The organism is Fusibacter bizertensis (assembly GCF_029914245.1).
Taxonomy (GTDB): domain Bacteria; phylum Bacillota; class Clostridia; order Peptostreptococcales; family Acidaminobacteraceae; genus Fusibacter_C; species Fusibacter_C bizertensis.
The window spans coordinates 180996-205981 of record NZ_JARYZI010000001.1 but is presented as its reverse complement, the minus strand read 5'-3'; the positions used below and the strand labels follow the sequence as shown (position 1 = coordinate 205981).

The 24986-nt window shown below is 34.8% G+C and carries 24 protein-coding genes; 17 read left to right on the top strand and 7 right to left on the bottom strand.

Translation table 11 applies throughout. The features are described from left to right. Positions 1–141 precede the first annotated feature (141 nt). Complete coding sequence (locus QE109_RS00995; RefSeq protein ID WP_281092496.1) at positions 142–1476, top strand: Sapep family Mn(2+)-dependent dipeptidase; 1335 nt, start codon at positions 142–144, stop codon at positions 1474–1476. Between the two features lie 98 nt (positions 1477–1574). Beyond that, entirely contained in the window at positions 1575–2954 is a 1380-nt protein-coding gene (locus tag QE109_RS00990) for a PhoH family protein (RefSeq protein ID WP_281092495.1), read from the top strand. A gap of 79 nt (positions 2955–3033) precedes the next feature. Here QE109_RS00990 and QE109_RS00985 read toward each other — a convergent pair whose 3' ends face one another. Next, the gene (locus QE109_RS00985) at positions 3034–3366 is read right to left on the bottom strand and encodes a hypothetical protein (RefSeq protein WP_281092494.1); all 333 of its coding nucleotides are present in this window, start codon (positions 3364–3366) and stop codon (positions 3034–3036) included. A gap of 189 nt (positions 3367–3555) precedes the next feature. Between QE109_RS00985 and QE109_RS00980 the strand changes: the two genes are divergently transcribed. Both QE109_RS00980 and QE109_RS00975 read left to right on the top strand, forming a co-directional pair. After that, positions 3556–4278, top strand: a complete 723-nt coding sequence (locus QE109_RS00980; protein ID WP_281092493.1) for a beta-ketoacyl-ACP reductase — start codon at positions 3556–3558, stop codon at positions 4276–4278. 10 nt (positions 4279–4288) lie between these two features. Then, positions 4289–4702, top strand: coding sequence for a MaoC family dehydratase (locus QE109_RS00975; RefSeq protein ID WP_281092492.1), 414 nt, complete (start codon positions 4289–4291; stop codon positions 4700–4702). A 77-nt stretch (positions 4703–4779) separates the two neighbouring features. Here QE109_RS00975 and QE109_RS00970 read toward each other — a convergent pair whose 3' ends face one another. Beyond that, the gene (locus QE109_RS00970; RefSeq protein ID WP_281092491.1) at positions 4780–5223 is read right to left on the bottom strand and encodes a threonine/serine exporter family protein; all 444 of its coding nucleotides are present in this window, start codon (positions 5221–5223) and stop codon (positions 4780–4782) included. Positions 5224–5234: 11 nt separating this feature from the next. Then, positions 5235–6029, bottom strand: coding sequence for a threonine/serine exporter family protein (locus QE109_RS00965; protein WP_281092490.1), 795 nt, complete (start codon positions 6027–6029; stop codon positions 5235–5237). Between the two features lie 152 nt (positions 6030–6181). Between QE109_RS00965 and QE109_RS00960 the strand changes: the two genes are divergently transcribed. Further along, positions 6182–7096, top strand: a complete 915-nt coding sequence (locus tag QE109_RS00960) for an RluA family pseudouridine synthase (RefSeq protein WP_281092489.1) — start codon at positions 6182–6184, stop codon at positions 7094–7096. A 37-nt stretch (positions 7097–7133) separates the two neighbouring features. After that, a complete protein-coding gene (gene pyrR, locus QE109_RS00955; protein WP_281092488.1) occupies positions 7134–7670 on the top strand; it encodes a bifunctional pyr operon transcriptional regulator/uracil phosphoribosyltransferase PyrR in 537 nt (178 codons plus the stop codon). A gap of 133 nt (positions 7671–7803) precedes the next feature. Here the strand turns inward: pyrR and QE109_RS00950 are convergent, their stop codons facing one another. From QE109_RS00950 to QE109_RS00935, 4 genes are all read right to left on the bottom strand, one after another. Beyond that, complete coding sequence (locus QE109_RS00950) at positions 7804–9411, bottom strand: methyl-accepting chemotaxis protein (protein ID WP_281092487.1); 1608 nt, start codon at positions 9409–9411, stop codon at positions 7804–7806. Positions 9412–9590: 179 nt separating this feature from the next. Next, positions 9591–10220 (bottom strand): DUF308 domain-containing protein, encoded by a 630-nt coding sequence (locus tag QE109_RS00945; RefSeq protein WP_281092486.1) that lies wholly within the window; start codon positions 10218–10220, stop codon positions 9591–9593. Positions 10221–10341: 121 nt separating this feature from the next. Next, positions 10342–11121, bottom strand: coding sequence for a substrate-binding domain-containing protein (locus QE109_RS00940; RefSeq protein WP_281092485.1), 780 nt, complete (start codon positions 11119–11121; stop codon positions 10342–10344). 13 nt (positions 11122–11134) lie between these two features. Continuing rightward, positions 11135–12892, bottom strand: coding sequence for an Rqc2 family fibronectin-binding protein (locus QE109_RS00935; protein WP_281092484.1), 1758 nt, complete (start codon positions 12890–12892; stop codon positions 11135–11137). A gap of 167 nt (positions 12893–13059) precedes the next feature. Between QE109_RS00935 and QE109_RS00930 the strand changes: the two genes are divergently transcribed. The 11 genes from QE109_RS00930 (at position 13060) to pknB (ending at position 24975) form a co-directional block, all read left to right on the top strand. Then, entirely contained in the window at positions 13060–13944 is an 885-nt protein-coding gene (locus QE109_RS00930; RefSeq protein WP_281092483.1) for a YicC/YloC family endoribonuclease, read from the top strand. Between the two features lie 15 nt (positions 13945–13959). After that, the gene (gmk, locus tag QE109_RS00925) at positions 13960–14574 is read left to right on the top strand and encodes a guanylate kinase (RefSeq protein ID WP_281092482.1); all 615 of its coding nucleotides are present in this window, start codon (positions 13960–13962) and stop codon (positions 14572–14574) included. After that, positions 14574–14786 carry a DNA-directed RNA polymerase subunit omega gene (gene rpoZ, locus QE109_RS00920; protein WP_281092481.1) on the top strand — a complete coding sequence of 71 codons (213 nt, stop codon included), beginning with the start codon at positions 14574–14576 and terminating at the stop codon, positions 14784–14786. The genes gmk and rpoZ overlap by 1 nt, the downstream gene beginning before the upstream one ends. 17 nt (positions 14787–14803) lie before the next feature. Then, positions 14804–15991 (top strand): bifunctional phosphopantothenoylcysteine decarboxylase/phosphopantothenate--cysteine ligase CoaBC, encoded by a 1188-nt coding sequence (coaBC, locus tag QE109_RS00915; protein ID WP_281092480.1) that lies wholly within the window; start codon positions 14804–14806, stop codon positions 15989–15991. A 110-nt stretch (positions 15992–16101) separates the two neighbouring features. Then, the gene (priA, locus tag QE109_RS00910; protein ID WP_281092479.1) at positions 16102–18543 is read left to right on the top strand and encodes a replication restart helicase PriA; all 2442 of its coding nucleotides are present in this window, start codon (positions 16102–16104) and stop codon (positions 18541–18543) included. A 30-nt stretch (positions 18544–18573) separates the two neighbouring features. Next, a complete protein-coding gene (def, locus tag QE109_RS00905; protein WP_281092478.1) occupies positions 18574–19038 on the top strand; it encodes a peptide deformylase in 465 nt (154 codons plus the stop codon). Positions 19039–19062: 24 nt separating this feature from the next. Continuing rightward, the gene (gene fmt, locus QE109_RS00900; RefSeq protein WP_281092477.1) at positions 19063–20034 is read left to right on the top strand and encodes a methionyl-tRNA formyltransferase; all 972 of its coding nucleotides are present in this window, start codon (positions 19063–19065) and stop codon (positions 20032–20034) included. A gap of 11 nt (positions 20035–20045) precedes the next feature. Continuing rightward, positions 20046–20726 (top strand): zinc metallopeptidase, encoded by a 681-nt coding sequence (locus QE109_RS00895; protein WP_281092476.1) that lies wholly within the window; start codon positions 20046–20048, stop codon positions 20724–20726. 165 nt (positions 20727–20891) lie between these two features. Further along, positions 20892–22211, top strand: coding sequence for a 16S rRNA (cytosine(967)-C(5))-methyltransferase RsmB (gene rsmB, locus QE109_RS00890; RefSeq protein ID WP_281092475.1), 1320 nt, complete (start codon positions 20892–20894; stop codon positions 22209–22211). A 48-nt stretch (positions 22212–22259) separates the two neighbouring features. Then, entirely contained in the window at positions 22260–22964 is a 705-nt protein-coding gene (locus QE109_RS00885; protein ID WP_281092474.1) for a Stp1/IreP family PP2C-type Ser/Thr phosphatase, read from the top strand. A gap of 10 nt (positions 22965–22974) precedes the next feature. Beyond that, positions 22975–24975, top strand: a complete 2001-nt coding sequence (gene pknB, locus QE109_RS00880; protein ID WP_281092473.1) for a Stk1 family PASTA domain-containing Ser/Thr kinase — start codon at positions 22975–22977, stop codon at positions 24973–24975. Positions 24976–24986: the final 11 nt, after the last annotated feature.

Below are 24986 nucleotides of genomic sequence, written 5' to 3'. Positions count from 1 at the left end.
GGGGTTGCTTTATGAAATTCTAGAAAAACATAAAAAAAAACAACTACATAGTGTGAAATAGTTGATTGTTGATTTAAATAGAGGTTATATATTAAATAAATCATGATCACTAAGGTGGTTATAAGGTGAGGGGGCGAAGGTATGCAAATTCGAAATAATGTGATATCCAATCAAGATGAAATGATTAAAGCTCTTGTTGAACTGCTCAGTATTCCTAGTGTAATAGATGAAACTGATGAAACAAAACCTTTTGGTAATGCGATCGATCTTGCTTTAAAGAAAACACTTGAGATATGTGAAAAAATTGGTTTTAAAACGTACTATGATCCTGAAGGTTATTATGGCTATGCAGAATATGGCAGTGGAGATGATTTGATAGGGATTTTAGGTCATATTGATGTGGTTTCTGAGGGTGATAAAGACAATTGGAAGCATCCGCCGTATAATGGAGAAATAGAAAATGGAAAATTATTTGGAAGAGGTGCTATCGACGATAAAGGTCCTTTGATTGCCGCTATTTATGCAGTTAAGGCATTGATTGATGCACAAGTAAAATTTAAAAAACGTGTGAGGATTATTATTGGTACTGATGAAGAAAATTCATGGAGAGGCATCTGTCAGTATGTAAGCAAGGAAGAATTACCTATTATGGGATTTACGCCTGATTCTAATTTTCCGGTAATCTATGCTGAAAAGGGATTGCTACAATTCAGGCTTAAGTCAGGTAAGAAATCAGAACTAAGAGTAAGAGGAGGCACAGCGATGAACGCTGTTCCGGAATCTGCTTTCTATATTGGTGATCATTTATTTAGGCTTGAAAAACAACTTAAAAAATTAGGGTTCGATTATGAAATTGAAGAAGATGAACTCTATGTAATCGGTAGAAGTGCTCATGCTGCTAAACCATCTGCAGGAATCAATGCGATTGTTAGAATGGCGTGTGCATTACAAGGGATAGGTATTGAATCACCAGTTGTTGACTTTTTAACAGAAAAAATTGGCTTTACACATCATGGTGAGTTAATCTTTGGTAGTTGTGAAGATGGTCCTTCGGGTGTGTTGACTTTATCTGTAAACCAAATTGATCTTAGTAACTATGGAGAAATACTTGGAATCGATATGAGAATACCTGTAACAATTGAGAAAAAATTCGTTGTTGATGGTATTACTAGAGTTGCAGAAAAGTATGGACTTGAGTATGAAGAAGTTGACTATTTGGCGCCTCTGTATGCTGAAAGAGACTCTTTTTTAGTGAAAACGTTAGTTGGAATCTATGAGGAAGAGACAGGTCTCTCAGGAGAACCCATCTCCACAGGCGGAGCCACTTATGCGAGGTCTATGCCCAATATAGTTGCTTTCGGACCTGTCTTTCCTGGTCAAGAAAAGGTTGCACATCAAACGGATGAATATATTGATATAAATGCTTTTATAAAATGTACTCAGATTTACGCAAAAGCCATTGAAAAATTATTATAATTTCATGATTTAATTTTACAAGTTCTTGATTTCCTTCAAACACGTTAATAATCTTTGTAGTTTAAACTTATGAGTATTAGAAGCTAAAGGAGGCAATTATGATTAAAAATTATATTTTAGATACCAATGTCATGATCCATGATCCGCTTTGCTTTTACAAATTTGAAGATAACCACATCATTATCCCCATAATTTGTGTTGAAGAACTTGACCATCTTAAAAAGAGAGAGGGAATTGTAGGTTATCACGCAAGAAGTGCTGCTAGAGAACTCAGTAATATCAGAAAAACTGGTAGCTTATCTGAAGGTGTTAAGCTAGAAAATGGTGGAACCTTAAGAATAGAACTCAACCATATGGATTTTACATCATTACCAGATGGCTTGGATTATAATAAAAATGATACAAAGATATTGGCAGTAGCTAAAAAATTACAGGAAATATACGAACCCACCCAAACTATACTTGTCACTAAAGACTTGTATATGGCGATTAAGGGCGATGCAATCGGACTTGACATACAGGACTATCAAAACGATAAAGTTGAAACAGACGACCTTTACAGAGGTTATATGGATACTGAAATGTATAGCAAAGACATTGATGCGATATATGCAGGCGGGTTAAACGTTCCTAAAGAATTAGAAAAGACTCTATTTCCAAATGAGTTCTTGCACATTAAAAGTCTGGATCGTGATGGTCATGAAATTTTGGCAAGATATGATGGGGATAAAATTGTGCCACTGAAATATCAGTCTGAGGTCTCTTGGGGATTAGTGCCCATCAATAGAGAACAAAAAATGGCATACGAATTACTTTTAAACCCTGACATTCATTTTGTTACAATCTCTGGAGGTGCAGGTTCGGGGAAAACGATACTTGCAACAGCAGTTGCACTTCAAAAGGTCATCGAGCAAGGACAATATAGAAAAGTGGTTTTTGTTAGACCTGTTGTACCTGCTGGAAATGACATTGGTTATTTGCCTGGGACTGAAGAAGAAAAACTTAGACCGTGGATGGGTAGTTTTTATGATGCGATAGAAAGCCTCGTCGATCAAAAAGTACTCAAGAAGCAAAAAGAGACGATTGGTAAAGGAAGGCATATGGTTTACTCTGAAAAGCCAGAGTTTAGCGTAGACGACTTTATAGAACAATATAGACGTTTTGGTGTCATTGAAACTAAAACATTTACCTATATGAGAGGTAGAACGCTAACAGATGCTTTGGTAATTGTCGATGAAGCTCAAGAAATTACCCCACATTTGGCTAAACTTATGCTTACTCGTGCTGGTTTTGGTTCTAAGTTTGTATTTATAGGTGATCCAAGTGACAATCAAATTGATAATGTACTTGTAGATGCCAAATCAAATGGATTGGTTTATACCATCGAGAAGATGAAACCCTATCCACTTACAGGACATGTTACACTTAAGCAAGTTGAACGCAGTCCGCTTGCTAAAATTGCAGAACAATCTATGTAAAACAAAAGCAACATGATAAAACGAATTAACGTTTTCATGTTGCTTTTTTATGACTCAAATTAATTTAATTATTTTCAGCTTAGTGGAATGCTACTATTTTATCAACGAAAATACAGATTTCATCAAAAAGTAAATTATATTTCACATTATTGTTATTTTCAACAAAAGTCGAATTTTTTTGATATATATTTGTGAAGCATATCAAGCTTGCAGTATCGGGTTCTAAAACCTTACATGTAGATGAAGTATATTTTGTAGATGCAAACCAATTGTCAGATACAATTTCTATGTTTTCTTTCAAAACGACTAACCAACCGATGCCATCTACTAAAAATTCTACAGTTGTACGCGAAGTGTTATTGAAATAATCAAAGAAAGCATTAATTTTCTCATTATTTATATTGTTTGACATATTTACCTCCCAAATATAGTAGTTTTTGTTATAATAGTATTGTATCTTTAGATTTACAAATTGAACAGACTAATTTTAAAGATAAATAAATTTTTTTTTCTGTTTAATAGGTTTAAATCTAAAATATTGGCATAAGAATTGCAATGTTTATTGTCGAAGAAATTTCAATGGGATTTTAGGAGGTTTGAAATGAAAAGACTTGAAGGTAAGGTAGCTGTTGTAACTGGCGGCGCACAAGGTATTGGACAATGCATTAGTGAAACCTTTGCAAGAGAAGGCGCTAAAGTAATCGCTGTAGATATGTCAGATTTATCTTACACATGCGAGAATGTAGAAGGATACAAGCTTAACGTGACTAAACGTTCAGATATTGAACAGTTTATTGCGGAAACTGTAAAGAAATACGGACACATTGATATCTTAGTTAATAATGCTGGTATCACTAGAGATGCACTTGTAAACAAGATGACTGAAGAAATGTGGGATCTTGTTATTGATGTAAATCTTAAAGGCGTATTTAACCTAACACAAGCAGTTGCACCTGTTATGTTAGAGCAAAAGACTGGTTCTATTATCAATATTGCTTCAGTAGTTGGTGAATATGGTAATGTGGGTCAATCAAACTATGCTGCTACAAAAGCTGGAGTTATTGCGCTTGCTAAAACTTGGGCTAAAGAATTTTCAAGAAAAGGCGAAGCGATTCGCGTAAACTCAGTAGCTCCTGGTTATGTAAATACAGAAATGATGAAAACAGTACCTGATAAAGTTTTAGATCCTATTAGAGCTAAAACAATGTTAGGTAGATTAGGCGAGCCACAAGAAATTGCAAATGCAGTTCTATTCTTAGCAAGTGACGAAGCATCATTTATAACAGGTCACAATTTATCTGTAAACGGTGGTTTACGATTATAGGAGGCTTTATATGTTAAAGACTATTGATAAAATCCAAGTTGGAGATACTGCAAGTTTCACTAAGACAATTTCAGAATCAGATGTCTATATGTATGCAGGTATTAGCGGTGATTTCAATCCAGCTCATATCAATGCTGTAGAAGCAGAAAAAGGAATGTTTAAAGAGAGAATTGCACATGGTATGTTAACAGCAAGTTTGATTTCTACTGTGTTGGGATGCCATTTACCAGGTCCAGGGACAATTTATTTATCACAAGAGTTGAGCTTTAGAAAACCTGTTAGATTTGGTGACACAATTGAAGCTAAAGTTGAAGTTATAGAAAGAATTGAAGAGAAAAATCGTTTGATTCTTAGAACAACATGTACAAACCAGCACGGTGAGATAGTGATTGACGGTAAAGCAATGGTTATGCCACCTAAGTAAAATAGTATGACAATGGGCTGTTTCAAGTTGAAACAGCCCATTTTTTAAGATGCGAATATTTTAAATATAATTTGAAATTAGCGCAACAATTTTTCTATATTTGGCTTAATTATCCTAACAAATGAAGTTGCTAGAACAATACCACATGCAATAGAGATCGCTATAAATAGAGACTCTGCACCAGTTGTTAAAGCCAAATCAAAGTCTTTCTCTACAATATGAAGCATGGTGTAATATATACCATAGCCTGGAACAAATGGAATAATTCCAGGGATAGTGAAAATTGTAGCGGGATGTTTTTTTACTGCAGCAAGGACTTCTCCAATGAGTCCTACCACTATTGATCCTACAAAGGCTGGGACGATGAAATTTGTGCTAAATGACTGGAAAAAGTAATAAAGTAACCAACCAAACATACCAGATATACTCGCTGCAAATATCAATTTGCGAGGTAAGTTAAATAAAACTGAAAATCCGACGACGCTGAGAAATGAGTAAATTGCTTGTGAAATATAAACCATATGTCGCCTCCTTATATAAGTTTCAAGCTAAATTGTAGAACCATGCCAACACCAAAAGCGAGTGCGATTGCGATAAATAAGGCTTCCATAATTTTTGCACTTCCGGCGAGTAATTCACCTGAGATCAAATCGCGTATTCCATTGGTTAATGAAACGCCTGGAACAAGTGTCATTAAAGGTCCAATGATGACGATGTTTAGGTTTGCTTCAAAGCCAATCCATCGGGTAAACTGCACTAAGATAACACCTAAAAGCGATGCTGCAAAACCACCAATGATATTTTTGATAAAAAAATTAAGGTGTTTAGACGCGAGACCATCCATACATAAAATAGTAGCCGCTGATGCAATATAGGCTAAGAAAAACTCAGTTAGAGTGCCTCCAAAAAGAAAAATGAAAAAGCCACCACCCATACCACTTGCTAAAATACGGATAACTTTAGAGAATTTTGGTGGATTTGAAAGTTCTTCGAGGGCGCTTTCGGCTTGTTCTAAGCTCATAATACCATTAGTAAATTTTCTGGAAAATTCATTGGCACGATCTATACATTCGAGATCAATGCCTTCGGGATAAACTCTTTCTAAAACAGTGGTAGTTTCATTTTCATAATCCGCACTTAATATAATCCCAGTAGGAATAACAAAAACATTTACAGTTTCAAATTTTTTAGATGAGATAACCCTCGATTCAACCATCCGCTTAACAGTATCTTCAACTCTATATGTTTCAGCTCCATTTTGAAGCATAATTCTACCGGTTCTAGTAGCAATTCGTATAACTCTTTTAATTTCAATTTGTAGTTCCATTTTTCCTCCAGGATGTTGTACAATCAAAATGCACAACTATTGAAATATTATATCAAATAATAAATAGAAGTATGCGTTTTTATTGTAATAAATTGATTAAATCTTTGATAGTGGATATAATAAAAAGACATTAGAAAAATTAGGATGGTAAAATGAACAATAAAATTAGTTTAATATGTGAAACTGAAGAAATGCGATTGGATCAATTTGTAAGTAGTGAACTTGAAGATCTCTCAAGAAATTATATTCAAAAATTAATTGGAGAAGGTCATGTAAGTGTCAATGGAACTGTTAATACAGTTAAGAAGTTTTTAGTTAAAATTGATGACGAGGTAGAAGTTCAAATTCCCGATCCTCAAGTCTTGGAAATTACAGCTGAAAACATTCCACTAGAGATCATATATGAAGATGATGATGTCATTATCGTAAATAAACCTCAGGGCATGGTTGTACACCCCGCTCCAGGGAATTATACAGGTACATTGGTAAATGCGCTTATGTATATATCAGAGAGGTTATCGACTATAAATGGTGTTATCCGTCCAGGTATTGTACACCGTATAGACAAAGATACATCGGGGCTTCTTATGGTAGCTAAAAACGATAAATCACATGAGTGGTTGGCGCATCAACTTAAAGAAAAAACGACAATTAGAAAATATATTGCTATAGTAAATGGTACGATAAGTAAAGAGAGTGGTACTGTTGATGCACCGCTTGGTCGTCATCCTCAAGATAGAAAAAAAATGGCTATTATCAGTACTGGCCGAAATGCGGTTACTCATTTTGAAGTGATTGAAAGGTATAAATACCATACGTTTGTTAGATTGAGACTTGAGACGGGGAGGACGCATCAAATTAGAGTTCATATGGCGTCTATTGGTCATCCTATTCTTGGTGATCCTATTTATGGACAAAAGAATGAACGTGTTAAACACGATGGGCAAGCGCTTCACGCTAAAAAAATTGGATTTGTACATCCCACAACAATGGAACTAATGACTTTTGATTCTGATATCCCATTTTATTTTCAAGAACTTTTGAGAAAATGTCAGGGATTGAAATAATGAATGAACTAATTAAAGGATAGGAGAAGTAGCTGTTATGGAATTCAAGGCTAAACTATTAGATGACAAGATGATCGATCGATCATTGACACGATTGGCACATGAAATTATTGAGAAAAACAAAGGAATCGAAGATGTTGTTTTAATTGGCATCAAATCAAGAGGTGTTCCTTTAGCCCATCGCTTAGCGAGTAAGATCGCTTTGATTGAAGGGAAACAGTTACCTGTTGGCGAACTTGATATAACCCTTTACAGAGATGACTTGTCTTTAAAGAGTTATGAGCCAGATGTTAAAGGATTGGTACTGGATTTTAAAATCGATGGAAAAATAGTGATTCTGGTAGATGATGTTATTTATACGGGAAGAACTGTTAGAGCGGCAATGGATGCTATCATAGATTATGGACGTCCAAGTTCAATTCAACTTGCAGTTTTGGTGGATAGAGGACATAGAGAATTACCAATTAGACCGGATTATGTTGGTAAAAATGTCCCTACCTCAAGTAAAGAAGTAGTAAAAGTAAAGCTTGAAGAAATGGACGATGCAAGTGAAGTAAGTATTTATCAAAATTAGAAAAGGCTATAAATAAGAGCGACATAAATGATCTGATCAATCATTTTGTCGCTCCTTTTTTATTCATCACACACCGATGCAGTTGATGTTGTAATTATCATGTAGTTTTAAAGTGCACCTAAATGGTGATTAATTAGATGGTGAGATCTAGTACTAGAATACCTGTAACTTTCCCTTCTTGTCTAATGGGAGTAGAGACGCTGACGCAGTAATCATTTGTAATAGACGAGATATAAGGTTCAGAATGATAATCGTTTCCTAAAATGCTTTGTTTATAGAACGGTCTATGAGAGGCATCAAGTTTTGAAACACCAACATCTTGAGAAAATGCAAATGCTGTTCCTGTTGCATCTAAGAGTGCTACCAGCTCATAATCAGATGATTTTCTTTTAACTTCTGCTAAATGCGTGTTGTTAATTTCTTTGATATTTTTAGCTGAAAATTTGTTTGCTTGTTCTTTTAAAAACTTTAATGATTGATCAATTTTGGATTTTACCTCTGGACTTATTACCAACCCTTTCTTATATTCGCTTACAACAGCGCCAAGATCGTTTGAAATCGCTAGTAAATTTTCTAAAGATGAAACAATTGTACTGAGGTTTGAAAGTTGCACATCAGTTAAGGCAGCCGTTTCTTCCACATTAGCAGTAACTTCTTGGCTTTCTTCAGAGATATTTTTAATGAGTTTGTAAACATCATCTGTAGAACTACTTTGATGTTCAATCTGATCGATGATGTTTTTAATAATATCAATGGTGTTATCTACAGACTCATAACTAACTGTTAAAAGTTCATTTGACTCATCGGCAAAAGCGACATTGTCGTTTGCATTTTTAACTTCATTAGTGATTTTAACAGTAATTTGCTCAGTTTTATGTACTATTTCATCTATCATCTTACTGATACCTTCTGAGGAGGTGTTAGATTGCTCGGCAAGTTTTCTCACCTCATCTGCTACTACTGCAAAGCCTCTACCAGCTTCGCCAGCACGGGCAGCTTCTATAGACGCGTTGAGTGCCAATAAGTTTGTTTGAGAGGAAATATTACTGATTACATTTACAATTTCTATAATTTTGTTCATTTCAGCTTGTAACTGTGCAACTTCATGAGAAATTTGTGTGTTTCTATCAGCACTAGATTTCATGCGATTGATAAGATCTAGTGTGTTTTTGTTGTTCATATCTAAATTGGCTTTCATTAGTTTTGCAATATCTTCTGCAGTCTCGGAATTGCTTGAAACAACTTGCATTTCATCACGCATTTGTTCAGCTTCTTGTTGCATATCTAAAGACTCTTTAGACATATTATCTATGGAATTAGAGATTTCGTTGATATTCCTAGAAACAAGTGTGAAAGAATTTTCCATGTCATCCCCAGAATGCTTGATTTTTTCGATCAAGTTAAGTAATTGTTCTGATGTTGTTAGCATTTTCCCGATAATTGTCTTTGTACTTTTATTTGACTGAGCAACTATATCCGTCACTTTTTTGAGTTCATATGATACGTGATGATCAAGTGTTGCTGTTACATCTCCAGTACCAATTTTTTCGAGATAGTCTGAGACCAGTTTAACTTGCTTGTTGATGTACAGGCGATACAGAAAAGCTAGAACTAGAAATAATGCAAGCATAGATAAAGATAGAGTTAAAATTTCCACCTTCATAACGCTCAGTCCAACCATTGCCGCATAAAAAATAAGTATTGAAATAAAGAAACGCATTGATAAAGATTTAAATTTCATAGTAGACACCCCTTGTAAGTAAGATAAAAGCAACGACGAATTATGTGACAATTCAAAATTATCAAAATTTATTTTATTTTACCATGTATTTATAGAATAATCACTATTTTGTTGTCTACAAAAAAGTAAAAAAGCTACACAACTTCAGTAAGAAGCGTGTAGCCATTTTTAGAATCTAATTAAATATCTTTGTATTCAATTTCTTCAACGTCATCATTGTCTATATTAACAATTACTCTGTTGCTTGTTTTAGGTTTGTCACTTTCATTATCGTGAGCATATGACGCAGAGGTGAAGGAATAAAAGAAAGTCTTATTTTTTTTCTTAGGTAACGTTGTCCCTACGAAAAATACAATAATCCCCATAATGACAATGATAATACCTAGAATCATTACAACAGTTGAAAGAGCTGCTTTTGTATTGATCATGGCAAAAACCCCCAAAAGCATCAACAAGATTGAAGAGATTATAGTACCTTCATTTTTATTTTTAAGTTTTGAGAAAGTTAAAACCACGCCATTTACACCAGCAAACATACAAGCGAGTCCGATTAGAAAAAGAACGTATTGTGGATTTGCAAGTGCATAAAAACCAACACCAATTATTACTAAACTTACAAGCATCGATAAACGACTCTTAACAAAAATTGCAAAAGTCATTGCAAAGAAGCCTATGACAAGAAACATCAAAGTAATAACAGTGACAGCAAAAATACCTATAATTGTTGGAAAGGCAACGAAGATTAGCCCTAAAACAGCTAAAATCAAGCCTAATACTTGTATTGTGTTAAATCGATTTTCTTGAGTCATAATTCACCAACCTGTTTAATAATGCACTTTATCTTATACATTTGAGTATAGAATATAATTATGAATAAAATATAAACAAAACGGTATCTTAAAATGAATTTTTAAAGTTTTATAACCAGTTTTATAAACCAGTTGTATAAACGAGGTCCTTGTAATAGTATCTTGTTGGAATGTTTTCCGATGTAAAAAGTTCTGTCATGACATCAACCAATTGTGTCTCATTAGGTTTTTCGAGATTCATTTCATACATAGAAGCAATATTATTTAAAAGCGCAAGATCTTCATCATCGTTTTTTTCAAGCCAAGAGGTAGAGACGATTAATAGGTCTTCTTTATAGCCAAGTGAGCTCAGTTTAGAGAGCACTTTAAATTTTGATTCGTCGACATATCTTTCTTGAAGGACAGCTTGATCTATAAGCCCATTATTAAGTGCTTGCAAGCATTCTTTGTAATCACTATATAGATGTTCGGAATATACTTTTCCCTTGAGTAGATGTTCTGAAATACTGTTACTTAGCATCCCAACTCGTGGTCTTTTAACTTGTTCGTCTGAAAGGGTAATGAGAAAATAATCGCTTGGGATACCAAAGACTGCTCTTGAACCAGGGAGCTTGGCAAACTGTTCTATATAGCGGTAAGTATCTAGAATATATACATCAACTTTTTTAGCATAGATAGCTTGCAGTAGCGCTTGTTCAGTCTCGTAAGTAACAAGTTTGACTTTAAAAGGATCTCCAAGATCAAAAGGTACTTTACTGCTTAGTAACGTCATTTGCTGAGGGGTTAAACCAATTGTTAAAGTATTCTTTCTTAGATTAATTTCCCAAAAATTTATGGCTATGACAGTACATGCAAGTACCAAGATCAAAATAATGAGTAAAGGATTTTTTTTTTGATTCATAATCAAATTCTCCTTAATGTTTTTGAGGGATTTCAAGCGATTCTATCATTTCGTGTTTAGGGGTAACATAAAGCGTTTTATTGCCAACGTAGATCACCATACCAGGTTTTGCACCACTTGGCTTAGATACGTTCTTGATTAAAGTGTAATCCACTGGAACGTTGCTTGATTCCCTTGCTTTTGAGTAGAAAGCAGCGATCATAGCAGCTTCATACAGGGTTTGTTCATCAGGTGTACTTCCTCCAGTTCTTATGAGCACATGAGAACCAGGTATATCTTTTGTATGAAGCCACATGTCTTTGTTTGATGCGAGTTTTGTAGTAATTAAATCGTTCTGTAAACTGCTTTTACCAACCCATATTTCAAAGCCTGAACTAGACTGGTATTTCTTGTAACTAAGTTTTGCAGTTTTGTGTGCTTTTTTCTGAGGTCTACCTTTAATATATCCTTGACCAATGAGCTCATCTTTTATCTCATCAACAAGTTTCATGTCTTCACTGTGCTCAAGATGAGTTAATACATTTTCTAGATAAACAACATCGGCACGCGTATCTTCAATTTGACGCGTTAGTTCAAGAAGTGCGTTTTTTAGTTTGTTATATTTTTTAAAATGAAGCTGTGCATTTTCTGAAGGTTCAAGTCGTGTATCGAGTTCTATCTGTCTCATAACAGGTGGGTCTACGTAATAATCCAAAAGATCAATTCTATTCATACCTTTAGAGATCGCATAGATATTTGATAATATTAAATCACCAATTTTTCGTGCATCATCTGCATTTTCTGCATCAATAAGTTCAAGCTCCTGTTTTGCAAGTTTTGTTGTATAACGTTCGATACGTTGTGCCACTAACTTTTTAAGTGATTGCGTACGTTGATGCATTTTATTTTCGCGATTTGTACGAAGATAAAACTTTTCAACTGCTCGTATCAATGTTGGATAAGAGTGAGAGACTAACAGTGGATCCATGTTATCCATATAATAAATCATCTTTGCATTTTCTTGATGATCATAATACACATAGCCTTTACCATCTTGATTTGTTGGGATTCTTAATTCATCAAAAAAAGCGCCCATACGTGCATAGTCAGCATCAACAAGTGCGTCAAATGCCATTGAGGGATCAAGATTTAAACGTCTACATAACCATTTTGAGGCAAGTGGGCTAAAGCCTTGAATATTTTCATAAAAAGATTTGTATAGTTTTTGTGTATTCGCGTGTTTTTTTAAATGCGCTATGATTTCAGAATTTGACTTTGAAAAAGAAATTTTCTCAGTTTCTAAAAATGTATATTCTAATCCAGGTAGGATGCTTCTCACTCTGCTCATATCTGGTGTGATGCGTTTGATGCTATCAATAATTGTAAAGTCTTCTTTGGTCAAAATAATATTAGAGTGTTTACCCATAATCTCTACGATGAGTTTTTTCATCTCTGGATCACCGAGTTCGTTTTTAGATTCAATAGTGAAGACAAAAACACGTTCATAATCAATTTGCTCAACTGCATGAATTTTACCGCCGGTGAGGTGTTTACGCATGAGCATACAAAACATTGGTGGCGCTTGCGGGTTTTCTTTTCTATCAGAGATACAAGTGATGAAAGGCATTGAGGAATCAACTGAGATAAATAGATTTTGATTTCCTAAGTTGCCCCTTATATTTATAGTGAGTTCATCCTTTTCAGGCTGAAATACCTTGTCGATACGACCGCCAACCAAAAGCGTTTGTAGCTCTGAGCTTAGTTGGTGCATGAGTAGACCGTCAAATGCCATATTGGCCTCCTTTATGAATGTAAAAGTTACATCTGAAAGTATAACATTAATTTAAACAATCATCAATCGGGGTAAATATCACAATATCATGTTGTTTCGTCAAATTCCTTGAATAAACAAATTGAATTATGCTATAATTTAATGATGTAAAGATTTTGGAGGTTATAATGATATATAGCATGACGGGTTTTGGCCGTGGCGAATTTAGTAACGAAGCATTTGATGTGACTTTGGAGATTAAGTCAGTCAACAATAGATATTGCGACATCATCATCAAGATGCCGAAGAAACTCAATGTTTTCGAAGATCGAATGAAGAATAAAATTAAAGCCAAACTTTCGCGTGGTCGCATCGATGTATATGTCAACTTAGAAGAAAAGGCTTACGATAATTACGAAGTTTCGGCGAATTTTGAAGTATTGGATAAATACGTAAAAGTTTATAAAGAAATCCAAAGTCGTTATGGGATTAAAGATGATCTGAATTTATCTATGCTCACACGTGTGCAAGAGGGAATCGAGGTTTCGTATCTTGAGAGAGGTGAGGAAGATTATTGGCTTGCTATTGAACCTGCTATAGATCAAGCGATTGATAGAATAGTAGCGATGAGAGCACTTGAAGGTGAACAACTACGCGGTGATATTTTAAGCAAAGTTGCAAACATCAAAAACACTTTATCTGCAATCGAAGTACACACACCAAGGATTGTCGAAAATTATCGTGCTAAGACTAGAGAAAGAATTTCAGATTTGCTACTTGATATGAAAGCTGAGATTGATGAGATGAGGTTAGCCAACGAGATCGCTATCTATGCGGATAAAACTAATATCAATGAAGAAATTGTAAGAATATATTCTCACTTAGAGCAAATTGATACAATATTGACTTCGACTGAACCTGTTGGCAGAAAACTAGACTTCTTAGTTCAAGAATTAAATAGAGAAATTAATACAATCGGGTCGAAATCTCCAGATATCGACATATCTAACCTAGTCATCGAACTCAAAAGTGATATTGAACAAATTAGAGAGCAAATTCAAAATATTGAGTAGATAAAGGGAGTGTGTATGAATCGCAAGGGGTTATTGATCATTGTTTCTGGACCTTCCGGTGCTGGAAAAGGTACTATATGTAAAGAGCTACTTAAGAGAGACAGTGGTATTTTAGTTTCAGTATCAGCTACAACGCGTCAACCTAGAAATGGAGAAGTTGACGGGGTTAGCTATCATTTTTTATCCAGAGATCAATTCGTTGGACTTATCGAAGAAGACGGTTTCTTAGAACATGCCTGTGTCTATGATAATTATTACGGCACACCTAAAGATTTTGTTGTAGATCAAATTTCCGCAGGAAATAATGTGCTTTTAGAAATAGATATTCAAGGTGCGCTCCAAGTTAAGAAAAAATATCCTGAAGGTGTTTTTGTCTTTATCTTACCGCCTTCGATGAAAACGTTAAAAACACGTATTGAAGGTAGGGGATCCGAGACACCAGAGAGTCTTAAAAAAAGGCTTTCAAGTGCTGTTAGTGAGATTGAACTTATTAAAAATTACGATTATTTTATCGTAAATGATACAGTTACAAATGCTACTGATACATTACAGGCGATTATAACTGCAGAAAAATGCCGTGTTAACGCCGATATAGAAGAAATTGTTTGTAGATTTAAGGAGGAAAAATAATGTTAAAGCCATCAATCGATGAATTAATTGAAAAGGTAGGTAATCGTTACGCACTTTGTATCGTTGCTGCTAAAAGAGCGAGATTTATAATTAACGGAGATGATGATTCAATCGATTTTGATATTGAAAAACCATTATCTATTGCAATTGATGAAATCATGCATGATGAAGTAAAAGTCAATATTCCTGAAGAGCCACAAGACCGTATCTAGATAGGAAGGAACCCATTATGTTAAATGGAAAAAATATTGTCATAGGGGTAACTGGCGGAATTGCAGCATATAAAGCAGCAGATGTAGTCAGTCGTTTAAAGAAACAAGGTGCAAATGTTTATGTGATAATGACTGAACATAGCACTAAGTTTATTCAGCCACTGACTTTTCAATCTATTTCTCAAAATTATGTTGTTACTGATATGTTTGAAGATCCCAAAACTTGGGATGTTGAACATATATCACTTGCAAAGAGAGCGGATTTGTTCCTCGTTGTACCTGCTACAGCTAACATAATAGGTAAAGTCGCAGGTGGGATTGCAGATGATTTCTTAACAACAACACTGATGGCAACAGTTGCACCCGTATATTTTGCCCTAGCTATGAATACAAAGATGTATGAAAATCGCATCATGCAATCAAATGTAAAGAAATTACAAGAATTTGGTTATCATATGATTTTACCTGAATCTGGTAGGCTCGCTTGTGGTGATGTTGGTGCAGGTAAGCTCGCTGATCCTGAATTTATCGTTCAAAATGTTGTAGATTATTTTACCAAGTCTAAACCATTGTCAGGAAAACGCATATTGATTACAGCTGGACCAACGAGAGAAGCAATTGATCCAGTGAGATATATTACCAATCATTCTAGTGGTAAAATGGGTTATGCGATTGCCCAGGTAGCTGTTGACCAAGGTGCAGATGTGACACTCATAAGTGGACCGACACAACTTACTCCCCCAAGAGGACTTAATTTTATACCAGTGACATCAACGAGGGAGATGTATGATGCAGTTATGGATAATCTAGAGGTAGACGTAGTTATTAAAGCTGCTGCCCCTTCGGATTATAAAATAGTCAATTATAGTGAAGAAAAAATCAAAAAAACCGACGGTCAAATGAAGATGAATTTTGAAAAAAATCCTGATATCTTAAAGCGCGTTGGTGAACTTAAGACACATCAAGTTTTAGTGGGATTTGCTGCTGAAACGCAAAATGTTGAAGCTTATGCAAAGAAAAAACTGGTTGAGAAGAACCTTGACTTTATAGTCGCTAATGATGTTACTGCAAAAGGAGCAGGATTTGATGTCGATACGAATATCATAACAATATATGATAAAGATGGATCGGCTGATGTTTATGATTGCATGGCAAAATCAGAAGTAGCCGCTATTATTTTAGATAAAGTATTTCAGAAGCTATAAGAATTTATAATCAGATTAAAACTGACCCTAGACTGTTACCATAAATACAGACTAGGGTTTTTAATAGTGAAAGTTGCTAAGATACAAAGCAGTTAAAGGATTGTGATGACATGTATGCAGAAATAATAATTTTGAGAAACGCTTCAGAGATTGATAGAACTTTTACTTATGAAATTCCAAGTAACTTTATAAGTAGAGTGAAAATAGGGTCTAGAGTATTGGTTTCATTTGGTACATCAGGCTATATAGAGGGAATCGTCTGGGCAATTTCGGAGTCTCATCTTCATGGAGAAGAGGTTAAGATCAAGAAAATTCACTATGTTTTCCAAGATGGCATCAATTTGTCAGAAAATATGTTAGCCTGTGTGCAAGCCATTGTCGATGATACCTTATGTGCTTATGCTGAAGCTATACAACTTTTTTTACCCTCTGGAACTTTAGTGACTCAAAAGCGCTATTATTCTAAAAATCTAGCATTTGACTTTGAAGCACATCAAATTAAAAAAAATGAACAAGAAATTCTTAACGAGTTACAAAGTGGTGAAAAGGAATTTTCGTCTATTGGTGCTGCATTAAAAGAATCAACAAAAAAAAATGCGCTAAATAGACTTCTTGCACTAGGTGCGATTGAACTTGAATATGGTTATGAGCAAAATGTTAAAGAGAGAAAAGTAGAATGGCTTGTAGTTTCAGGAGATTTAATTCAGTATATTGAAAGTATTCCTAAATCACATTCTGCAAAGCTTAAACTTGCAAAATATCTAGTCGAAAATCCAGTGGTAAAGCGTCTTGAAGTTCAAGATGCTTTAAAAATTCCTAAAAGTGTCATAGATGGATTTGTCTCTAGTGGTGTTATAGAAATTGAAGAAAAAGATGATCTTAGAATGCCAATTTTTATGAAAAGTAAATTTGATAAAAGTGGTGTAAAGCTCAATGATCAGCAAAAGATGATATACGATGAAATAATTTCGCGCTATGAATCAAATCAATCTAATGATTTTTTAGTACATGGTGTTACGGGAAGTGGTAAAACTGAAGTTTATGCTGAACTTATTAAATATGTTCTTGATCAAGGTAAAAAAGCGATTTTGGTAGTTCCAGAGATATCGCTAACACCTCAAATTGTAGCACGTTTCGCAAGTCGATTTGGTGAAGAACGAATAGCACTGATGCATTCGAAAATCTCAGCTGGCGAACGCTATGATCAATGGAAAGGAATAAGAGAAGGAAAATTTGACATCATAATTGGTGCTAGGTCAGCTGTTTTTGCACCATGTGATGACATCGGTGTAATTATTATAGATGAAAGTCACGAGACTGCATATAGATCTGAAAAACGGCCCAAATATGCAACTTATGAAGTTGCGAAATTTAGAGTTAACCAAAGCCAAGGGCTCCTTGTTTCTGGTTCGGCGACCCCGTCTATTAAAGAGTATTATGAAGCTTTAAATGAGAAAAAGCACTTAATCAAATTAAACCAAAGATTTAACGATATGCAAGTTCCAAAATTAGAAGTGATTGATATGAGACAAGAACTTACTAAGGGGAACAAGTCTATTTTAAGTGAAAGACTTTATGAAGCTATGCGTGAACGCCTAGAAAAAAAGGAACAGATTATCATATTCTTAAATCGAAAAGGACATAGTACTTTTGTTTCTTGCAGAAGTTGCGGGTTTACTTTAGCTTGCCCAAATTGTGATGTGACATTAACATACTTTAAAGGAGCTAAAACAGTAAAATGTAATTATTGTAACTATGAGACATACGTTCCTAAGATATGCCCTAAGTGTGAAAGTAAGTACTTTAAGTTTTTTGGTGTAGGAACAGAAAAGGTTGAAGAACAACTTGCTGAGATTTTTCCTGAGGCTAGAATCACACGTATGGATAAGACGACTACCTCTAAAAAAGGAAGTGTTGAACGGATCATCTCAGAAGTAGAGGCAGAAGAAACGGATATACTAATCGGAACACAGATGGTTGCTAAGGGATTGGATTTTAGAAAGGTTACCCTCATTGGCATTTTATCCGCTGATTTGTTGTTAAATTTACCTCAATACCAAGCTGCCGAGCGTGCGTATCAACTGTTTAATCAGGTTGCAGGTAGAGCGGGTAGAGGTGAACTTGAAGGTGAAGTTATACTTCAAACTTACTCTCCTGATCATTATGCACTGAATCAAGAAAATTATGAGTCTTTTTATGAATATGAAATTGCTTATCGTAAAGCTCTAAAATATCCACCTTTTTATCAATTGATCAATTTAGTCTTTTCATCGAGTAAAGCTGAAGACGTTGAAAATTATGCGAAAAGAAGCCATGTTTACTTGTCAAAAAAATTGTTAAAAAAAGGTTTACAAAATGATATTGAATTATACCCTGCAAATCCTGCATTATTAAAGAAAATAGATAACGTTTATAGATGGCAAATCCTAATTAAAGTAAAACCTGAAAGCGTAAATGATATTAAGTCGGCATTAAAATCATTGGAAGAACACTTCGCAGGGGTTAGAAATTGCAAAATAAGTATGGATTTAGACGCAACAAATATATTATAATGATATAGATTATATTTTTAGGAGGCACAAATGGCAATTCGCATTATTAGAACGGATAATGATCCTATCTTAAGAAAAGTATCAAAGGAAGTTACTGCTTTTGATAAAAAGTTAGATGTTTTAGTTGAAGATATGATTGAAACGATGCACCATGCAGATGGCGTTGGTCTTGCGGCTCCACAAATTGGTGTCTTAAAACGTGTAATTGTTTTTGACTTGTATGATGAAGATGGTCCAATGGCACTTATAAATCCTAGAATTGTTGATCAAAGTGGTTTGCAGATGGAGGAAGAAGGGTGCTTAAGTTTACCTGGAAGACATGGCATGGTAAAAAGACCTTTATCAGTAACGGTTCAGTTTGAAGATTTAGATGGTGAGACCTATGAAATAGAGGGTGAAGATTTAATGGCAAGAATTTTATGCCATGAAATTGATCATCTAGATGGTATCTTATACATTGATAAGCAAGTTGTATTAGAAGATAAAGCAGAATAAATAAATTTAAAGGATGATTGTTAGATGAAAGTAATATATATGGGAACACCTGATTTTGCAGTAGAGACTTTAAAGTCAGTTGCAAAACACCATGAAGTATTGGCAGTGTTCACACAACCTGACAAACCCAAGGGAAGAGGCAAGAAGTTAGCATCTCCACCTGTAAAATTAGTTGCTGAAGAACTTGGTTTTACAGTATATCAACCTGATAAAATTAGAAAAGAACATTGGCCAACACTTATCAAAGATTATAAACCGGATGTAATAGTTGTAGTCGCATATGGTCAGATTTTATCTCAAGAGATTTTAGACATACCAAAGTTTGGTTGTATCAATGTACATGGTTCACTTTTGCCGAGTTACAGAGGTGCTGCACCTATTAATTGGGCGATCGCTGATGGCTTAGAAACTACAGGTGTAACGACGATGTTGATGGCAGCGGGAATTGATACAGGTGATATGTTGTTAAAATCTGAAGTTTCAGTAGATCGAAAAACAGCAGGTGAGTTGTTTGAAGAACTTGCAGTAGTTGGTGCTGATTTGTTAATTGAGACATTGGAACGACTTGAAAAGGGAACAATTATTCCTGTACCACAGATTGATGCTGAAAGCTCTCACGCCATGATGCTTGACAAAAACGTAACTCGAATCGATTGGCATATGAGTGCAAAACAGATTGAAAATAGAATAAGAGGATTTAACCCTTGGCCAATAGCTCATACTCAGTTAGACGAGGTAACTTTCAAGATTTTTAGTGCGAAGAATTTAGATAATGAGGAGTTTAGCAGTCTTTCCAATCTAAGTGCATCTGACATAAATATATTCAAAACTTCAGTGCCAGGGGAAATTGTATTCAAAGATAAAAAAGCAATATATGTTAAAACTGGTGAAGGTGTGTTACGAGTTGATGAACTTCAACTTGGCAGTAATAAAAGGATGTTAACGCAGGCTTTTTTACTAGGAAATGACGTGGAAATAGGAAAAATACTAATATAAGGAGGTAAGTTATGTTATACGGTGGTAGCGGTTATTTTATGATTTTTATACTTTTTATACTTGCTTCTTTAGCGAGTATGGGTGTGAAATCGACGTTTAGCAAATATCACAAAGTTAGAAATATGAGAGGGTTGACAGGCGCAGAAGCTGCTGCAATGATTCTTAGAAACAATGGACTAACAGATGTTAGAATTGAGAGAGTTTCAGGATATTTAACAGATCATTATGATCCTAGAACCAAAACAGTGAGACTTTCAGAACCAGTTTATGATAATCCTTCTATTGCTTCGGTAAGTGTCGCTTGTCACGAAACTGGACATGCACTACAACATGCAAATGGTTATGTGCCACTTAAGTTTAGAACAGCAATTTTACCTGCTGCTCAACTAGGCTCTCAAGCTTTATGGCCTTTGTTTTTTATAGGAATAATACTTTCTATGCCGCAATTTATCACGATTGGTATTATTTTCTTTTCTTTTTCTGTTGTTTTCCAATTGGTAACTTTACCGGTTGAATTTAACGCAAGTTCTAGAGCGATCAATATGATGGAATCGTATGGCATACTAAGTTCAGATGAAAATACAGATGCTAGAAAAGTGCTTCGTGCAGCTGCAATGACATATGTAGCAGCAGCCGCAATGGCAATTGGCCAATTGGTAAGGATGTTGTTGCTTAATAGAAGAGGAGATTGATTCTTATTCACAAGGCCACCAGGTAAGATAACTTATATCTTGTTTGGTGGTCTTCTTTTATCACTATTTATTGCGTACATATTAAAAATAATTGATAATTCACTTATATGACTTAAATTCGTACTGTTTCTTTGGTATAATGGTTCAGATAAGCAAGGAGAATATATGAAAATTAATGCAAGAAAATTATCGTTAAGAATTTTAGATGAAATAGAACAAATGCATGAGTTTTCTCATGTTGTATTGGGGAGAACCCTTAATCAGTATGAGATTGATTCAGCGGATCGACGTTTAACTTCACAGCTTGTTTTTGGTGTTTTGGAAAACAAGCTATTACTTGACTATTATATAAGAAAACTATCTGCACAAAGGTTCACTCGAATTGATAGAAGTGTTGTCAATATTTTAAGAATGGGTTTTTACCAGTTAAAATTCATGGATAAAATACCAGAATCTGCTGCAGTTGATGAGTCAGTAAAGCTTGCTAAAAGTATTTCTCAATCAAATGGAAGTTTTGTGAATGGGATATTGCGTAATTTCATTAGGAAAGGTAAAAATATTGAACTTCCAAATCGCAAACAACATCCAATTACTCATCTGAGTATAATGTATTCTTTTCCAGAGTGGTTAGTAGCATTTTGGATTGAACAATATGGTATAGCATTTGCTGAAAAACTAATGTTTAGCAGCAATAAGACACCTAAATTATCTATACGAGTTAATACAAACAGCATCTCTGTTGATGCTTTTAAACTCACTTTAGATCAAGTGGGTATAAAATATAAAGAGTCAGAACTTATTGAGGAAGGGCTATTAATTGATGACCTAAATGGTTATTCAGTAAAGGAAATTCCAGGCTTTGAAAATGGTGCGTTTGCAATTCAGGATATAAGTTCAATGTGTGTTGGAAAATATGCAGGTGTTAAAGATGGTGATGTAATAATAGATGTTTGTGCAGCGCCAGGTGGAAAAACGACGCATGTAGCTCAACTTTTAAATCAAACTGGGCAAGTTATTGCGCGAGATTTACATGAAGAAAAATTAAAACTGATCTCTGAAAATGCTCAAAGACTTAATCTTAAAAATATCAAGATAGAGCAGTTTGATGCGATGCTGGTTGATGAAACACTAATTGAGCAGGCGGATATCGTGATGGTTGATGCACCATGTTCAGGCCTAGGTATCATTCGACGAAAACCAGATATAAAATATAATAAATCCCTAGAAAGTTTAAATGAACTGGTTCCAATTCAAAGTGAAATATTATCTATATCAAGTAGATATGTAAAACCGGGCGGAACTTTGCTTTACAGTACTTGTACTTTAAACGTGCATGAAAATCAGGAAATTGTAGATTCTTTTTTATCAGATCATCCAGACTTTGAAATTGAGAACATCTCTGATCAAAGCTATTTGACACTATTTCCAAGTGTACATCAAACAGATGGTTTTTTTATAGCTAAGATGAAAAAAATGACACTCTAAATGTTATGTGAATTATAAATAGACAGTTGTCGATTAAAGAGGTATAAAATGAGAGCTATAGCACTTACAGATGTTGGCATCACAAGAGAAAATAATGAAGATTACTATTTAATACATGAAAATTTAGAAATCTTTATAATTGCTGATGGCATGGGAGGTTATCAAGCGGGGGAAGTTGCATCAGAAATTGCTGCAGTTACACTTATGGAAGGGTATAATGCGCTAACTTCTCCAGATCTTGAAAGAGATATCCCCAATTTGTTAAACAAAGCAAATGAAGCCATACTAGAATATGTCAAAAGTCATCCTGAATGTCGTGGAATGGGAACTACAGCAGTCATTGCATGTGTCTACGGTGATGAACTTTGGGTCTTTAATGTAGGAGATAGCAGATGCTATGGTGTTCAAAAGGGTAACTTGGTTCAGCTTTCCGAGGACCATTCACTGGTTGCTGAATTGGTGAAAATAGGTAGCATAAGTGCTGATGAAGCTGCGATTCATCCGGATCGTAATATAATAACAAGTGCACTTGGTGTAGATCGAAAGTTTGAAATATTTACAAAAAAATTTAACGTACAAGAATTTAGTCATATTATCTTATGTTCTGATGGCTTAACCAATATGGTGACATCTCATGAACTTCTGGAAATTGTCAACAGTAGACCGTTTGATGAAATTCCCAAAACGATGGTAGACTCAGCAAATAACAGTGGTGGAAAAGATAACATTACTGTAATTTGCGTTGAACTTTAAGGAGGAACAAATGTCACAGTTAATAGGTACTAACTTAGGAAATAGATATGAGATTATAGAGATACTAGGTGTTGGAGGCATGGCAGTTGTTTACAAAGGAAGAGACAACGTGCTAAATAGATTGGTCGCAGTGAAAGTTTTAAAGCCTGAGTTCAATGCGGATGAAGAGTTTGTTAAGAAATTTCAAAAAGAGTCACAAGCAGCTGCAAGTTTGTCTCACCCAAACATAGTAAATGTGTTTGATGTAGGCTTTAATAGTGATGTTCACTATATCGTGATGGAACTTGTCAATGGAAACACTTTAAGAGACTACCTCAATAAGATGCAAGGTTTCATGAAGGAAGATGCAATTTTAAACATAGGCCTTCAGATTGGATCGGCGTTATCTCAAGCGCACCAAAATGAAATCGTACATCGTGATATTAAATCTCAAAATATTCTGATCAATGAAAATGGAAGCGTTAAGGTTGCAGATTTTGGGATAGCTCGTGCAGCTACAACTGCTACTATCGTCAATACTAAAGAAGTAATTGGATCAGTACATTATGCATCACCTGAACAAGCACGAGGTGGTTTTGTAGATGCAAGAAGTGATATTTATTCACTTGGCATATTGTTATATGAGCTTGCAACCAAAACTTTGCCTTTTGAAGGAGATTCACCTGTTACTATCGCTTTAAAGCAAATAAAAGATGAGATGCCAAATCCGCAAATGATTAATGAAACAGTAAGTGATGGATTGGCTTCAATTATTCTCAAGGCTACAGAAAAAATGCCCAATGACCGTTACCAATCTATCCTTGAATTAATTGAAGATCTTAAAAGTTTGCGTACAGACAAAAATTTTGTTGTTCCACTTGATCACTATGATAATCATGAAACCGCAGTTTTACCGAAAATAACAGAGGAGGAACTCATGGCATATCAAACTAAAAAAAGATCGCCAAATTCTGTTAACCCACAAAAGAAGAGTCCTGTAAATTCAAGTGGGAACACACCATCACCTGAAAAGAATAAACTAAACATGACTTTAGTCATTTTAGCAGCACTTGTTTTGGCAATGATCGTTTTTGGTATTGTAGCTGTTGGTAAATTTAAAGATATTTTTGATGTAGGCACTGTTCAAGTTCCAAATGTCATAAACATGACAACCGAAGATGCTATAAGAGAGCTGAACAACGTTGGTCTAAAAGCTGATACTACTGAACAAAGGGTTCATAATGATATCGAAGAGGGACATGTTATTTCTCAGTCTTATAATGAAGGTGATGAAGTTAAAGAAGGATTTACCATTAAACTTGTCATAAGTAGTGGTGGAATTCAATCGATTATACCAAATGTCAAGCAACAAACCTTAACAGAAGCAAAAGTGATGATTGAAAATGATGGTTTTGTTGTAGGAGAACCTACTTATGAGTTTAACGATTTACCAGAAGGTATGATTATCAGTCAGACACCTAAAGCTGGTATCAAAATGCCTCAAGGCACTGTGATTGACATTGTTGTCAGTCAAGGTCTTGAAACTAAAACTGTAATGGTACCTTCATTAGAAACTAAGACAATAAGAGAAGCAGAAAGTACCTTAAATTCAATTGGACTAAAACTTGGAAACATCACATATGAAACAAGTGAAACAATAGAAAAAGGTCAAATAATTTCCAACACGAGAGTAGGAACTGAAGTGGATCAAGGTACTTTTGTTGAAGTTGTCGTAAGTAGTGGTCCAGAAGAGACAACGGTTGAGGCTTCAACTGAACCAACATCTGAAGAGGTATCTAGCGAGCTAAAACTCACTGTTACAATCGAAACTGATAAATTTGAAAGTGAAACTGAGAATATAAAGATTATAATGATTCAAGGAGATCAAAACACTGTTGTATATGAAAAAGTACATTCTAAATCTGAAGGAACAGATATTGTAGTACAAACGACAGTGAAAGGCTCTGGAAATGCAAAAATACGTGTTTATTATGGCGATATCGTGAGACTTGAACAAGACATACAATTCTAAGGAGTATAAAT

Bases quoted from the DNA above. Each gene is read 5' to 3' on its own strand.
- QE109_RS00995 (WP_281092496.1), top strand. From the start codon at position 142: ATGCAAATTCGAAATAATGTGATATCCAATCAAGATGAAATGATTAAA.
- QE109_RS00990 (WP_281092495.1), top strand. From the start codon at position 1,575: ATGATTAAAAATTATATTTTAGATACCAATGTCATGATCCATGATCCG.
- QE109_RS00985 (WP_281092494.1), bottom strand. From the start codon at position 3,366: ATGTCAAACAATATAAATAATGAGAAAATTAATGCTTTCTTTGATTAT.
- QE109_RS00980 (WP_281092493.1), top strand. From the start codon at position 3,556: ATGAAAAGACTTGAAGGTAAGGTAGCTGTTGTAACTGGCGGCGCACAA.
- QE109_RS00975 (WP_281092492.1), top strand. From the start codon at position 4,289: ATGTTAAAGACTATTGATAAAATCCAAGTTGGAGATACTGCAAGTTTC.
- QE109_RS00970 (WP_281092491.1), bottom strand. From the start codon at position 5,223: ATGGTTTATATTTCACAAGCAATTTACTCATTTCTCAGCGTCGTCGGA.
- QE109_RS00965 (WP_281092490.1), bottom strand. From the start codon at position 6,029: ATGGAACTACAAATTGAAATTAAAAGAGTTATACGAATTGCTACTAGA.
- QE109_RS00960 (WP_281092489.1), top strand. From the start codon at position 6,182: ATGAACAATAAAATTAGTTTAATATGTGAAACTGAAGAAATGCGATTG.
- pyrR (WP_281092488.1), top strand. From the start codon at position 7,134: ATGGAATTCAAGGCTAAACTATTAGATGACAAGATGATCGATCGATCA.
- QE109_RS00950 (WP_281092487.1), bottom strand. From the start codon at position 9,411: ATGAAATTTAAATCTTTATCAATGCGTTTCTTTATTTCAATACTTATT.
- QE109_RS00945 (WP_281092486.1), bottom strand. From the start codon at position 10,220: ATGACTCAAGAAAATCGATTTAACACAATACAAGTATTAGGCTTGATT.
- QE109_RS00940 (WP_281092485.1), bottom strand. From the start codon at position 11,121: ATGAATCAAAAAAAAAATCCTTTACTCATTATTTTGATCTTGGTACTT.
- QE109_RS00935 (WP_281092484.1), bottom strand. From the start codon at position 12,892: ATGGCATTTGACGGTCTACTCATGCACCAACTAAGCTCAGAGCTACAA.
- QE109_RS00930 (WP_281092483.1), top strand. From the start codon at position 13,060: ATGATATATAGCATGACGGGTTTTGGCCGTGGCGAATTTAGTAACGAA.
- gmk (WP_281092482.1), top strand. From the start codon at position 13,960: ATGAATCGCAAGGGGTTATTGATCATTGTTTCTGGACCTTCCGGTGCT.
- rpoZ (WP_281092481.1), top strand. From the start codon at position 14,574: ATGTTAAAGCCATCAATCGATGAATTAATTGAAAAGGTAGGTAATCGT.
- coaBC (WP_281092480.1), top strand. From the start codon at position 14,804: ATGTTAAATGGAAAAAATATTGTCATAGGGGTAACTGGCGGAATTGCA.
- priA (WP_281092479.1), top strand. From the start codon at position 16,102: ATGTATGCAGAAATAATAATTTTGAGAAACGCTTCAGAGATTGATAGA.
- def (WP_281092478.1), top strand. From the start codon at position 18,574: ATGGCAATTCGCATTATTAGAACGGATAATGATCCTATCTTAAGAAAA.
- fmt (WP_281092477.1), top strand. From the start codon at position 19,063: ATGAAAGTAATATATATGGGAACACCTGATTTTGCAGTAGAGACTTTA.
- QE109_RS00895 (WP_281092476.1), top strand. From the start codon at position 20,046: ATGTTATACGGTGGTAGCGGTTATTTTATGATTTTTATACTTTTTATA.
- rsmB (WP_281092475.1), top strand. From the start codon at position 20,892: ATGAAAATTAATGCAAGAAAATTATCGTTAAGAATTTTAGATGAAATA.
- QE109_RS00885 (WP_281092474.1), top strand. From the start codon at position 22,260: ATGAGAGCTATAGCACTTACAGATGTTGGCATCACAAGAGAAAATAAT.
- pknB (WP_281092473.1), top strand. From the start codon at position 22,975: ATGTCACAGTTAATAGGTACTAACTTAGGAAATAGATATGAGATTATA.